The sequence below is a fragment of the Roseburia inulinivorans DSM 16841 genome, from assembly GCF_000174195.1.
Classification (GTDB): domain Bacteria; phylum Bacillota; class Clostridia; order Lachnospirales; family Lachnospiraceae; genus Roseburia; species Roseburia inulinivorans.
This window is the reverse complement of record NZ_ACFY01000140.1, coordinates 1-13,089: the sequence shown is the minus strand read 5'-3', so window position 1 is coordinate 13,089 and position 13,089 is coordinate 1. Positions and strand designations below refer to the sequence as shown.

General features: G+C 42.4%; 12 protein-coding genes and 3 pseudogenes. 14 read left to right on the top strand and 1 reads right to left on the bottom strand.

What is annotated here, in order from left to right; genetic code table 11:
• Positions 1–11: 11 nt before the first annotated feature.
• From speE to aguB, 5 genes are all read left to right on the top strand, one after another.
• Positions 12–869, top strand: coding sequence for a polyamine aminopropyltransferase (gene speE / locus ROSEINA2194_RS14315; protein WP_007888724.1), 858 nt, complete (start codon positions 12–14; stop codon positions 867–869).
• 135 nt (positions 870–1,004) lie between these two features.
• On the top strand, positions 1,005–2,264 hold the full coding sequence (locus tag ROSEINA2194_RS14310) for a saccharopine dehydrogenase family protein (RefSeq protein WP_007888721.1): 1,260 nt from the start codon (positions 1,005–1,007) through the stop codon (positions 2,262–2,264).
• 71 nt (positions 2,265–2,335) lie between these two features.
• Complete coding sequence (gene nspC / locus ROSEINA2194_RS14305) at positions 2,336–3,469, top strand: carboxynorspermidine decarboxylase (RefSeq protein ID WP_007888718.1); 1,134 nt, start codon at positions 2,336–2,338, stop codon at positions 3,467–3,469.
• Between the two features lie 87 nt (positions 3,470–3,556).
• Entirely contained in the window at positions 3,557–4,654 is a 1,098-nt protein-coding gene (aguA, locus tag ROSEINA2194_RS14300; protein WP_021923094.1) for an agmatine deiminase, read from the top strand.
• Between the two features lie 128 nt (positions 4,655–4,782).
• Complete coding sequence (aguB, locus tag ROSEINA2194_RS14295; protein WP_007888708.1) at positions 4,783–5,667, top strand: N-carbamoylputrescine amidase; 885 nt, start codon at positions 4,783–4,785, stop codon at positions 5,665–5,667.
• 126 nt (positions 5,668–5,793) lie between these two features.
• On the opposite strand, the gene ROSEINA2194_RS14290 is transcribed toward aguB, so the two are convergent.
• Positions 5,794–6,429, bottom strand: coding sequence for a lactate utilization protein (locus ROSEINA2194_RS14290; RefSeq protein ID WP_007888707.1), 636 nt, complete (start codon positions 6,427–6,429; stop codon positions 5,794–5,796).
• 199 nt (positions 6,430–6,628) lie between these two features.
• Between ROSEINA2194_RS14290 and ROSEINA2194_RS14285 the strand changes: the two are divergent.
• The 9 genes and pseudogenes from ROSEINA2194_RS14285 to ROSEINA2194_RS14250 all read left to right on the top strand — a co-directional run.
• Positions 6,629–7,299 (top strand): annotated as a pseudogene (locus tag ROSEINA2194_RS14285) (response regulator transcription factor).
• Between the two features lie 19 nt (positions 7,300–7,318).
• On the top strand, positions 7,319–8,377 hold the full coding sequence (locus tag ROSEINA2194_RS14280) for a sensor histidine kinase (RefSeq protein ID WP_007888702.1): 1,059 nt from the start codon (positions 7,319–7,321) through the stop codon (positions 8,375–8,377).
• 48 nt (positions 8,378–8,425) lie between these two features.
• On the top strand, positions 8,426–8,845 hold the full coding sequence (locus tag ROSEINA2194_RS14275; RefSeq protein ID WP_007888700.1) for a hypothetical protein: 420 nt from the start codon (positions 8,426–8,428) through the stop codon (positions 8,843–8,845).
• A gap of 259 nt (positions 8,846–9,104) precedes the next feature.
• Positions 9,105–10,118 (top strand): NAD-dependent epimerase/dehydratase family protein, encoded by a 1,014-nt coding sequence (locus ROSEINA2194_RS14270; protein WP_007888697.1) that lies wholly within the window; start codon positions 9,105–9,107, stop codon positions 10,116–10,118.
• 45 nt (positions 10,119–10,163) lie between these two features.
• Positions 10,164–10,987 (top strand): annotated as a pseudogene (locus tag ROSEINA2194_RS14265) (SDR family oxidoreductase).
• A gap of 199 nt (positions 10,988–11,186) precedes the next feature.
• Positions 11,187–11,849, top strand: a complete 663-nt coding sequence (locus ROSEINA2194_RS14260) for a hypothetical protein (RefSeq protein WP_007888691.1) — start codon at positions 11,187–11,189, stop codon at positions 11,847–11,849.
• 11 nt (positions 11,850–11,860) lie between these two features.
• Positions 11,861–12,148 carry a macro domain-containing protein gene (locus ROSEINA2194_RS22195; protein WP_007888690.1) on the top strand — a complete coding sequence of 96 codons (288 nt, stop codon included), beginning with the start codon at positions 11,861–11,863 and terminating at the stop codon, positions 12,146–12,148.
• Positions 12,149–12,248: 100 nt separating this feature from the next.
• Positions 12,249–12,389: a hypothetical protein gene (locus ROSEINA2194_RS21270; protein ID WP_007888689.1), complete on the top strand. Its 141-nt coding sequence runs from the start codon at positions 12,249–12,251 to the stop codon at positions 12,387–12,389.
• 148 nt (positions 12,390–12,537) lie between these two features.
• Positions 12,538–13,017 (top strand): annotated as a pseudogene (locus ROSEINA2194_RS14250) (ATP-binding protein); the annotation flags it as partial.
• Positions 13,018–13,089: the final 72 nt, after the last annotated feature.

The window sequence follows — 13,089 nt, the reverse complement described above, 5'->3', positions numbered from 1 at the left end:
GAAGCAGAAAAATGGAAATGTGGTTTTCGGAGCTTCACACATCGAATGTAAAGCTCTCAATGAGAATCGAAAAACAATTATTCAGCGGTAACAGTGACTGCCAGAGGATCGATGTTCTGGAATCGGTAGAATTTGGCAAGTTTCTGGCTTTGGATGGAGATATCCTTTTTTCGGAAAAGGATGAATTTATTTATGACGAGATGGTAACGCATGTGCCGATGGCAGTACATCCGGACGTGCGTCACGTGCTGATCATCGGTGGCGGTGATGGCGGCGTTGCAAAAGAACTGACACAGTATGATTCCATAGAAAAGATTGATGTTGTGGAACCGGATGAGATGTTAGTGGAAGTCTGCCGGGAGCATTTCCCGGAGCTTGCCTGTGGTCTGGATGATCCGCGTGTGAATGTGTATTATCAGGATGGACTTCGTTTCCTGAGAAACAAAACGGAGGAGTATGATCTGATCATCAATGACGCAACCGATCCATTTGGGCATACTGAGGGACTTTTTACCAAGGAATTTTACGGAAGCTGCTATAAGGCGTTAAAAGAGGACGGAATCATGGTTTATCAGCATGGAAGTCCATTTTATGATGAGGATAAGGAAGAGTGCATGAAGATGCACCGCAAGGCATTCCGGGCATTTCCGGTAAGCCGTGTATATCAGGCACATATCCCGACGTGTTCGTCCGGCTACTGGCTGTTTGGATTTGCTTCCAAAAAATATCACCCACTCAACAATCTGCGCGTGAAAGAGTGGAAAAAATTACATATCAAAACAAGATATTACACAACGAATCTTCACCGGGGAGCCTTCATGCTCCCAAAATATTTAGAAGATATGTTAGAGGACGAGGAAGACCGGTAGAAAAATATATTAAGTAAATAATGACATGGATAATTGCAAAACTCATAAAAACCTAAATTGAACAATTGAAAGAAGAGTAGGAAGGAGTTTCGCAATTATCTAAAAAACAATAACGTAAAAAAAGGAGAGAAAAAAATGAGCAAGGTAATGATTATCGGATGTGGAGGCGTAGCTTCCGTAGCAATCGCAAAATGTTGTCAGAACAGTGATGTTTTCACTGAGATTATGATCGCTAGCAGGACAAAATCCAAATGCGATGCAATGAAAGAAAAATTACAGCCGACAACCAAAACAGTCATCACAACCGCACAGGTAGATGCTGACAACACAGAGGAACTGATCGCACTGATCAACGAATATAAACCGGATGCAGTTTTAAATGTGGCACTTCCATATCAGGATCTGACCATCATGGATGCCTGCCTTGCAACAGGAGTGGATTACATTGATACTGCAAACTACGAAGCAGAGAACACAGATGATCCGGAATGGAGAAAAATCTACGAAGAGCGCTGCAAGAAAGAGGGATTTACAGCATACTTTGATTATTCCTGGCAGTGGGCTTACAAGAAAAAGTTTGAAGATGCAGGTATTACAGCAATCCTCGGAAGCGGATTTGATCCGGGTGTGACAAGTGTTTATTCCGCATATGCATTAAAACATTATTTCGATGAGATCCACTACATTGATATTTTAGACTGCAACGGCGGTGACCATGGCTATCCATTTGCAACAAACTTTAATCCTGAGATCAATTTAAGAGAAGTATCTGCAATGGGTTCTTATTGGGAAGATGGCCATTGGGTAGAAGTAGAGCCAATGTCTATTAAGCGTGAATATGATTTTCCGGAAGTTGGAGAAAAAGATATGTATCTGCTTCATCATGAGGAGATTGAATCACTTGCAAAAAATATTCCGGGAATCAAGAGAATCCGTTTCTTCATGACATTCGGACAGAGTTATTTAACACATATGAAATGTCTGGAAAACGTTGGAATGCTTTCCACAACACCGATCAACTTTGAAGGAAAAGAGATCGTGCCGATCCAGTTCTTAAAAGCATTATTGCCGGATCCTGCAAGCCTTGGACCAAGAACGGTAGGAAAAACAAACATCGGATGTATTTTCAAAGGTGTAAAAGACGGAAAAGAAAAGACCATCTACATTTACAATGTATGCGATCATCAGGAGTGCTACAAAGAGGTTGGTTCTCAGGCAATCTCCTACACAACAGGAGTTCCGGCTATGATCGGAACAATGATGGTAGTAGAGGGACTCTGGAAAAAACCTGGCGTATTCAATGTAGAGGAGTTTGATCCGGATCCATATATGGAAGCACTGAATAAATGGGGACTTCCTTGGGTAGTCTGCGAGAATCCGCAGGAAGTTGAGTAAGAACCTACTTCAAGAAGAAGGAAAAATGTCCTTCTCATGTGAAATGACAGAAAAAGGAATGAACAGACAGAATGAGAATTGAAGAATTAAAAACACCGTGCTATGTCATAGATGAAAAACAGCTGAAAAAAAATCTTTCCATTCTCCAGAAAGTGGAAAAGGATACCGGATGTAAAATCCTTCTTGCACAGAAAGCCTTTTCCTGCTTTTACGAATACCCGCTGATCGGTCAGTATATCAGTGGAACAACGGCAAGCGGACTTTTTGAGGCTCGTCTCGGAAAAGAGGAAATGGGAAAAGAAAACCATGTATTTGCTCCGGCATATAAAGAAGAGGACGTGAAGGAACTGGTTAAAATCTGCGATCACATGGTTTTTAATTCTTTTTCCCAGCTGGAAAAATATAAAAATTTCTGCAAAGAGACCAGCGTGGGAATCCGTATTAACCCGGAGTGTTCCACACAGGGGGATCATGCGATCTATGATCCATGTGCAAAGGGTTCGCGTCTCGGTGTGACAATTGCGCATTTTAAAGAGCAGTTTACGGATGAGATGTATGATTATGTGGATGGACTGCATTTTCACACGCTCTGTGAGCAGAATGCGGATGATCTTGCAAAAACCTTAGAGGCGGTAGAAGAAAAATTCGGCAGTTATCTTTACAAAATGAAATGGCTGAATTTTGGCGGCGGACACCATATTACAAGAGCAGATTATGACATCGGACTGTTAGAAAAATGCATTCTGCACATGAAGGAAAAATATGATCTTGACATTTATTTAGAACCGGGCGAAGCGATTGCATTGAATGCCGGATATCTTGCCACAACCGTTATGGATGTGGTAGATAACGATATACAGACGTTGATTCTGGACGCATCCGCAGCATGCCATATGCCGGATGTGCTGGAAATGCCGTATCGTCCGCCACTTCGCAGTTCGGGAATGCCGGAGGAAAAGAAGTATACTTACCGGTTATCTTCCTATACCTGCCTTGCAGGCGATATTATCGGGGATTATTCTTTTGACGAAGAGAAAAAAGTGGATGACAGACTGTATTTTGAGGATATGGCGATTTACTCCATGGTGAAAAACAATACATTTAACGGAATCCCGCTGCCGGATATCGCAGTGATGGATGAGAGTGGTGAATGTAAAGTGATCCGCAGTTTTTCTTATGAGGATTTTAAAGGAAGACTGTCATGAGAAAATCCGGCCGGATGGAAGAACATGTGACAGGATGAAGCTATGATTCATGAAAAGACAACACGGAAAAGGCAGGAAAACAGAAGTATGAAGATAGAAAACAGAACTCCGCATCAGGATGGATTTTATATGCCGGGGGAATTTGAACCGCAGGATGGTGTGATCTTAATCTGGCCGAAACGTCCGGGTTCCTGGCCATATGAGGCAAAAGAAGCCGGAAAAGTATTTGCAGAGATTGCCAATAAGCTGGCAGAGACAGAAAAAGTATATATGCTGACAGAACCGGAAACGGAAGCGGCGGCAAGAGAGCTGCTGTGTGAGAATGTAGAAATTTTAACAATTCCGACAGACGATGCATGGGCAAGGGATGTCGGACCAACCTTTGTGACGGATGGAAAAGAAGTCCGTGGGGTCAACTGGAGCTTTAATGCCTGGGGCGGAACCTATGATGGTCTTTATCAGGACTGGCAAAAGGATGATAAGGTTGCAGAAGAATTTTGTAAACTGACCGGTTATGATTATTATGATGCGGCTCCTTTTGTGCTGGAAGGCGGTTCCATCCATTCAGACGGACAGGGAACGGTGATCGCAACGGAAGCCTGTCTGCTCAGTAAGGGAAGAAATCCGGAACTTACGAAAGAGCAGATCGAAGCAAAATTGCAGGAATATCTCGGCGCAGAGAAGATCATCTGGCTTCCAAACGGAATCTATCAGGATGAAACAAATGAACATGTAGACAATGTCTGTGCATTTATAAAACCGGGTGAGGTTGTCCTTGCATGGACAGATGACGAGAGTGATCCGCAGTACGCACTTTCAGCGGAAGATCTTAAGGTTCTTGAACAGGAGACAGACGCCAAAGGAAGGAAGTTCCGTGTGCATAAAATGCTGATCCCGAAGAAACCGGTCTGTATTACGGAAAAAGAACTGGCAGGTTACGTGTTTGAAGAAGGCGAGGATACAAGAGAAGCAGGAGAACGGTTAGCTGCAAGCTATGTGAATTTTTATATTGGAAATCAGGTTGTGCTTGTGCCGCAGTTTGGAGACGAGCATGATGTTCTGGCAACAGATTTATTGCAGAAGCTGTTCCCGGAGCGTGAGATCGTGCCAGTCTTTGCAAGGGAGATCATCATTGGCGGTGGCAATATCCACTGCATCACACAGCAGATACCGGTACGCAGATGACGGATAGCAGGAAATCATATAAAGTATCGTTGCAAGACAGATGGAAAGATAAAAATGCCGGATTTCAGAATAAACAGGAATAGAACGAAAAAGCATGGAAAATATTAAGAAGCGGGAGACAGCATATTATGAGCAGAAAACGTAACGTCACAGTAGCCGCAGTTCAGATGAAATGCAGCACACATGTGGAAGAAAATATCGCAAAGGCAGATGCACTTGTCCGGGAAGCGGCAGAAAAAGGAGCACAGATCATCCTTTTGCCGGAGCTTTTTGAAAGACAGTATTTTTGTCAGGAACGCAGATATGAATACTATGAATTTGCAAAAAAAGTGAATGAAAATGATGCGGTAAAACATTTTTCTGTACTGGCAAAGGAATTGTCTGTTGTGATCCCGGTCAGCTTTTATGAAAAGGATGTGAACCGCCTGTTCAATACTGTTGCAGTGATCGATGCAGACGGAAGCAATCTTGGCATATACCGCAAGACACATATCCCGGATGACCATTATTATCAGGAAAAATTTTACTTTGTTCCGGGAGATACCGGATTTCAAGTGTTTGATACAGCGTATGGAAAAATCGGTGTCGGCATCTGCTGGGATCAGTGGTTTCCGGAGACAGCAAGAGCCATGGCGGTCAAAGGAGCAGAGCTGCTCTTTTACCCGACCGCAATCGGCAGTGAACCAATCTTAGAGTGTGACAGCATGCCGCACTGGAGAAGGGCGATGCAGGGACATGCAGCAGCAAACCTCATGCCGGTGATCGCAGCAAACCGTATCGGAACAGAAGAAGTAGTTCCATGTGAGGAAAACGGCGGACAGAGATCAGCACTTACATTTTACGGATCCTCTTTTATCACAGACCAGACCGGAGAACTTGTGGCAGAGGCAGATCGCAAGACGGAACAGGTGATACTTGCAACGTTCGACTTAAATGAAATGCAGGAGAACCGTCTTTCATGGGGAATCTTCCGGGACAGAAGACCGGAGTGCTACGGGGATATCTGTAAATAAGCAAAAGGACGCATGAAAATACCCTCTTTACTGGACAAACCAGTAAGGAGGGTATTTTATGCGTCCCTTTGCTTATTGTGGATACAAGAGTGGTTATACTCCATAAAAAAGTGCCTTTAGTATCTTTTAGTAGCCAAGTTCCTCTCCAATTAAAATAACTTTAATCCTTCCCTGAATACCGCTTCGTCTTGTGATCACGACCTGATTGCAGATACAGTCAGGAGAGAGGCAGTCGGCACAGACTCCGGTGACAGCACATGGTGTCTGCTTGTTCAGACGTACGCAGTTCATAGGAGTTGCGGTTAAGTGGACACGGTCAACAGCTTCTGCAACGTCCTTTGCAACCTTGTTCATTCCGGCAAGAATAATGACATTTTCAGGACCATAGATCAAAGCAGCGACCCGGTTTCCATTACCATCGATATTGACTAATTCTCCATCAATTGTCATGGCGTTGGTGCTCATGAAATAGTAGTCAGCCATCAGTGCGTCGTGGAATATTTTTCTGGAATCTTCCGGCGTCTTACAGACAGCCCGGTCTAAAAACTCAATATCGGCTGAACGCAGTGCATCCATCATGCCGGTTTCCTCTAGTGTCATGGAGCCGCCGTGAGCCACGACTGCACCGGATGGCAGGAAAGAAAGTGCTTTCTCTACGGCTTCTTTTGCGGACGGGCAGTAGTATGCTTCCATTCTTCTTTTTTCAAAATTTTTGATCATGGTATTGGCGAGTGTTTCGTAATATTTTGCTTTTGGTGTCATATGATCCTTCTCCTCCTATTTAACTTTTTGACTTTTATTATAAGCGGATTTTTTCGTTATGCAAGCGCTATTAAAATAATTGAAAACGATCAGATTTTCTTCTATTAACAATTCTGAAACAAAACTCAAACAAATTCAAAATAATATATGTTATGATGTAATCAATGGACAATGATAGAAACCAGAAAGGAACAGAAAAATGATACACATTCTTGTAGTGGATGATGATAAAAATTTAAACCAGACGGTCTGCACCTATTTAAATGACTGTGGATTTGAGGCAAAAGGCGTTTTGAGTGCGAACGAAGCCTATGACGAGATGTATAACAATCTCTACGAGCTGATCATTTCCGACATTATGATGCCGGAGATCGACGGATTTGAATTTGCGGAGACAGTGCGTCAGGTCAATAAACAGATCCCGATCCTTTTCATGTCGGCTAAGGATGATCTTCCTTCCAAACGGAAAGGATTTTTAGTTGGAATTGATGATTATATGGTAAAACCGGTGGAGTTAGCAGAACTTGAGATGCGTGTGAGGGCACTGCTCCGGAGAAGTAATATTGAGATGGAGCGCAAACTTATTGTCGGAAATCTGGAGATGGATGCGGACGGCATGACTGCAACGATAAATGGGGAGGAGATACCGGTCACAACACGCGAATTCAATATTTTATATAAACTGTTGTCTTACCCGAAAAAACATTTACAAGGGCACAGCTTATGGATGAGTTCTGGGGGCTTGATTCGGGAACGAGCCTGCGGGCTGTGGATGTCTATGTGACAAAGCTCCGCGACAAGTTTTCCACCTGCGATGGATTCGAGATCAAAACCGTGCGTGGACTTGGATACAAAGCGGTATTGCTATAGAAAGGGACTGCCTGAAACCATGAACAAATTGAACCATACCAATACAATCAAAAATGACCGTTTTCCATCTTCCCTGTTTCTGGTGTATTTTCTCGTATTGCTGTTAATGTCCGGTATTCATACAGGAATTATCGTAGGTATGAATGCACTGGGGTGGAACAAAATCATACAGGTGATTTTACCGCTTGGTTACTGGACTGTTGTGGCAGTTGGATTGACACTTTTTACGAAAAATGTGATCCGGAAAAGCTATGAAAAGCCGATGCATGACCTGGCAGATGCAACTAAAAAAGTGGCAGAGGGCGATTTTTCAGTGTATGTTCCAACACTTCACACCGCTGACCGGCTGGATTATCTGGATGTCATGATCATTGATTTTAATAAAATGGTGGAGGAACTCGGCAGCATTGAGACGTTGAAAACAGACTTTTTCTCCAATGTTTCCCATGAGATCAAGACGCCGCTTGCAATTATCCAGAACAATGCGGAGCTGCTCTGTATGGAAAAGACGCCGGAGAAACAAAAAGAATATGCCGAAGTGATCTTTCAGACTACAAAGCGTCTGTCGGAACTTATCAGTAATATTTTAAAACTGAACAAGCTTGAAAAACAGGCGATCACGCCGGTAGCAGAAGAGTACGATCTGTGTGGACAGCTTGCGGAATGTGCCGTGAATTATGAGCCGGTGTGGGAGAAAAAAGATATTGGATTTGATGCAGATATGGAAGATTCTGTAAAGATCACGGCAGACGCTGCGTTGATGGAGTTAGTCTGGAATAACCTTTTTTCCAATGCAGTGAAGTTCACAGAACCGGGAGGAACGATAAAGCTGACCGAGCAGTCGGATGATTCTGAGATCCGTGTGTCGGTGGAGGATAACGGCTGCGGAATGACGGAAGAGACAAGGAAACATATTTTTGAAAAATTTTATCAGGGGGATACGTCCCACGCAATGGCTGGAAATGGACTTGGACTGGCACTTTCCCTGCGTGTTTTGCAGTTAAATGATTATAAAATCGAAGTGGAAAGCGAACCGGGACGCGGCAGTAAGTTTACGGTGATCATTCCGAAAAGGTAGAATATTGGATAACAGACAGAAAGCGAATTTCTGGGAAAGCGTAGAAAAATGAGTGAGTTTGAGAGTTTTGATTATACGAAAGTGACGGTCGCCGAGAATCAGATGTCACAGTATATGGATGGCTACGAGCATTTTGGATGGAAGGTAGATTCCAATGTACCCATAGAAAAAGGAATGGGAAAAGTAACAATCCATTTAAAGCGGAGCAGGGCAGTTTTAAATAAAATGGAACTGACACGGTTACAGAGACATTTTGAGGCGTGCATGGGTGAGATTGCGGCGCTCGAAAATTCCACAGAATCTTTTGCAATGATCGCGGCACTGACCAGTGGGGTTTCAGGCTGTGCATTTATGGCGGGTTCGGTATTCGCTGTGACGGCTGCAAAACCGATCATTTGGCTGATGATTTTGCTTGCAATCCCGGGATTTTTCTGTGGGGAATCGCATATCCGCTTTATAAAAATGTGAAAAAGTGGAGAGCGGAGAAAGTGAAGCCTCTCATTGAGGCAAAGCTTGATGAGGCGGAAAAAGTGTGCGAGAAAGGGCATGCGCTGTTATAGCTGTAAAGCATCTGACGGAAAAATACGGTGGCACGATTGTGGCAAGCCAGGAGAAATACATTTTAATAATTCCGAAACAAAACAGAAGCAATTCGCAAACAAATCCTCTCTATGATACAGACAACGAATGAAACACAGATCATTACAAAAAAGAGAGGAAACATAAAATGAGCGAAACATTATATTTAGTAACAGGAGCAGCAGGATTTTTAGGAAGTCATGTATGTCATCAGTTGTTGGAGCGTGGAGAAAAAGTAAGAGCATTTGTTCTTGATGGTGATCCGGCAATCAAATATATTCCAAAAGAGGCAGAGATTGTAAAGGGAGATCTCTGTGATATCGATTCACTCGAAAACTTTTTCAAAGCACCGGAGGGAACAGAGACGATCGTGCTCCATGTGGCAAGCATGGTCAGTGTCAATCCTGATTTTAACCAGAAACTTGTGGATGTGAATGTGGGTGGAACCAAAAATATCATCCAGAAATGTTTAGAACACAAAGAGTGCAAAAACCTTGTCTACGTAAGTTCTACCGGAGCGATTCCGGAACTTCCAAAGGGACAGAAGATCAAAGAGGTAAATGAGTTTGATGCAGAGAAAGTCGTGGGCTGGTACAGCAAGACCAAGGCGATGGCAACACAGGCTGTTTTGGATGCAGTGAAAAAGGAAGGATTAAACGCATGCGTCGTACACCCGAGTGGTATTTTAGGGCCACAGGACTATGCAGTGGGGGAGACTACAGGAACCATTATTAAAATCATCAATGGCGAAATGCCGATCGGCATGGGCGGAAGTTTTAACCTCTGTGACGTGCGTGACCTTGCAGCGGGCTGTATCGCAGCAGCCGATAGAGGACGAAAAGGCGAATGTTACATTCTTGGAAATGAGGAAGTAACGTTAAAGAAAATGTGTGAACTGTTAGACAAAGATCTTCACTGTGGTACCTGTAAATTTTATCTGCCGCTCGGATTGGCAAAACTGCTCGCAAAGCAGATGGAGAGAAAGGCAGCGAAAACCGGTGCGAAAGCATTGATGACGACATTTTCTGTCTACAATCTGGAACGCAATAATGCATTTGACTATTCCAAGGCAGAAAAGGAACTGGGCTATCATACAAGAAGCTATGCGGAGACATTGCATGATGAGGCAGTGTGGCTTAGAGCAGAAGGAAAAATTGCATAAAAGGCAGTGGAAAGGAAAAAAGTTTATAACGGAGATTTTTGTGATATGAAAAAAGTATGTGTTGTAACCGGAGGCGGCTCCGGAATCGGTTTTGCAGCTGCAAAAGAGGCAGCAAAAAAAGGGTACTATGTAATGATAGTTGGACGAAATGAAAAAAACTTGCAGGTGCAGTAGAAGAATTGAGAAAAGACGGATGCGAAGCAGAAGCGTATAGCTGTGACGTTTCAGACAGGGAACACTGCTTTGCATTGGCAAGGCATGCGGCAGAATGTGGGGCAGTAAAGGCCGTGTTGCATATTGCCGGAATGAGTCCGCATATGGGAGATGCGGAGAAAATCATGCAGGCAAACGCACTTGGAACCGTCAATATCAACGATGCATTTTTTGAAGTGATCGCAGAGGGCGGCTGTGTGATCGACACAAGTTCCACTTCTGCTTACATGGCACCGTCGTTTATTATGCCAAAAAGGGTTTATCCGCTTGCATGTACAGACCGGAAGCTTTTTATGGATAAAATGATGAAAAAAGTAAAAATGTTTCCACGGAAAACAAGAGAGGGTGTCGCCTACAGTATGAGTAAGCATTTTACTATCTGGTTTGCAAAGCAGGATGCAGCACGTTTTGCCAGAAAGAATGCCCGGGTGTTAAGTATTACGCCAGGAAACTTTGAGACACCGCTCGGAAATCTCGAAAAAGAGGAAGCGTCCACCTATCTGAAATTTGCGGCAATCAAGAGAAATGGACTCCCGGAGGAGATTGCACCGCTTTATGTTGCACTGATCGATGAGAGGTTAAGTTATCTGACCGGCACAGACATTCTCTGCGATGGAGGCTGTATCGCAGGCGGAGCCAGTGCCTTTGCGAGATAAAAGTTATAGTAATTAGCCAATCAAATTGAATCAATTGTATTTTTATAAAGAATCCGCTATACTGAAACAGATTTAGTATAGTGGATTTTTTGTATTGGGGAGAACATTTTGATTACAGTAGCAATCGTAGAGGATGAAGCGGCAGTCACAAGGAAGCTGACGAATATGGCGCAGGATGGAAAAACATGGGAGAAGATGAATGCATAAAATGAATGCTAAAAAATCCGCAGATTATTGCAGCCTGATAGAAAATGTAAAAAACAAATATCGAAAAAATCCTATATATGCTAAGAACACACCACATATTAAATATATGCTGATAGGTCAGGATTTCGGACCGCCTGAAAAGGAAGAGATAAAGGGTACGATTGCAAATGTCCGTAAGATGAATGATGGTATAGATGTGATGTTCCATGATAAAGTGAACTTGAAAGCAAGGGATTCACAGACGGATAAAAATATTGTCGGATACTTTGAACTGCTTGGTAAAAATGAAATTGACAAGAAAAAATATCCAGATTTGTTTTTCTGCAATTGTAATTTGGGCTATCGCAGAGATAAGTATTCTGGAAATATGACCAGAAAGATATTGGCAAATGATGCAGCTGAAATAAAATCATTGATTGACATTATAGAGCCGGAAAACATAATCTGTCTGGGGCTTGATACATCTGTGGTTGTAATACGAACTCTGATTGATAAAAAGTTTTCCTGCAATAGAGTATCTGAACTTATAGGAACTGGAGAACCTTATATTTATGGAGAAACATATATATATTCTGTAGCACATCCGGGGTATTGGGGTACAAGTACAAGAGGGGAAGATAATGTTATTGCAGATTGGATGAGAATTAGAAAATAGGAGGTGCCACAATGCCATTTAAGATTGTCCGCAACGATATAACAAAGGTAAAAGCAGATGTAATCGTGAATACTGCCAATCCAAATCCAATATGCGCAAGTGGCACTGACTTAGCAATATATGAAGCAGCAGGAAAAGAAAAGCTTCTCGCAGAAAGAGCAAATATCGGCAAAATTGCAAGAGGTGATATTGATTCTTACATAGATGCTAATTATGTCAGGGAAAGTCATAGAAAAGAATATCCGGTGCGAAGCAGAAGCAACGCCCGCATGAGAGGATTGACAGAGGAACGAGAATAAAGATCCATACAATATATTAGTTGAGAACAATCGAGTATATAAACTTGGAGGATGGGAATTTCTTGATATAGCCAATAAGCTTTTTGACAATGGAAAGCAGGTGGACTGGGGAAGCTATGCATATCAGTGCACAAAGGAGCAACTGGAAAAACTGATGGAACAGACTGGATGTGAAATAGATAAGATGAATGAACTGGCATCTGAGAAAATCTATGGTATTGTGTTTGTTGAAGAGGTGTAAATCTTTTAGAGACCGGAGAAATTCTGGTCTCTTTATTTCGATTACCACTGTCAAATAAAGACAAAATGGTTTATACTTTTTATCAAGTGAAAGAAGAAAGCATTAAAAGTAGATTTGATGGCAAAATTATAAAAGGAATGATGGATATACTATCAGGGTAACAAAAGAAGAATTTTATGCTGGTGGCAATAGTGATCCACGAAATCCGAATATCTTAAAAATGTTTGGTTTTGTAAATGTTGGTGAGCGTGCCGGAAGTGGTGTCGATAAGATTATGACTGCATGGGCAGAACAAAACTGGAAAAAACCGGAATTTGATTTCTCAGAGCGCAGTGACAGGGTAACATTAAAGCTCGAAGTTGGACAAGTGATATATATTCCGGGAGTTGCTGATATAAGAAACACAACTGAGAGTGATGAAGCAGAGACAATAACAACTATGTCGAAAGTTGACAAAGTACTTGCTTATATCCGGCAAAATGGAAGTGTTTCAATGCAAAAAGTAATGGAAACCTGTAACTACAGATCTAGAACTGGAGCAAGAAAGTTAATAGATAAAATGATAAATGCGGATTTTATAGAAAAAACTGGAGAAGGAAACAAAACGATATATAAAATTAAAGAATAGCTTAGTGGTCTCTTTAAATAATAAAGTGACCAGCAGTGGTGCTAGAATATAAATAGTACAAGCCAAAATGAA